Annotated in this window: 1 protein-coding gene; it reads left to right on the top strand. The window is 54.3% G+C overall.

Features of this window, described 5'->3' with window-relative positions; all coding sequences use genetic code 11:
* Nucleotides 1-71: 71 nt before the first annotated feature.
* Nucleotides 72-304 (top strand): transposase (locus tag JUK32_RS28560; protein WP_204136847.1); only part of this gene is annotated, 233 nt, incomplete at its 3' end.

Raw genomic sequence — 304 nt, 5'->3', positions numbered from 1 at the left:
GACGCACGGCGGTTGATTGGGCGCACCAAATGCAACACTGACTGGATGCAGACGATCGGGATTGCCCCAAAGTGCTCCTGGAGTGTGATCAACTCAATACTCATACCCTCGCCTCCCTTTACAAAGCCTTGCCACCGGCTACCGCTCGTCGTTTGGCCGAACGGTTGGAAATTCATTACACGCCCAAACATGGCAGTTGGCTCAATATTGCCGAAAATGAGTTGTCCGCATTAACCCGTCAGTGCTTAGCGCGACGCATTCCTGACCGTGGCACCTTAGCGTGCGAAACCACCGCTTGGTACAT

Origin of the sequence: Halomicronema sp. CCY15110 (assembly GCF_016888165.1) — a bacterium.
Classification (GTDB): domain Bacteria; phylum Cyanobacteriota; class Cyanobacteriia; order Phormidesmidales; family Phormidesmidaceae; genus Halomicronema.
This window is presented reverse-complemented; position numbering and strand designations above follow the sequence as displayed.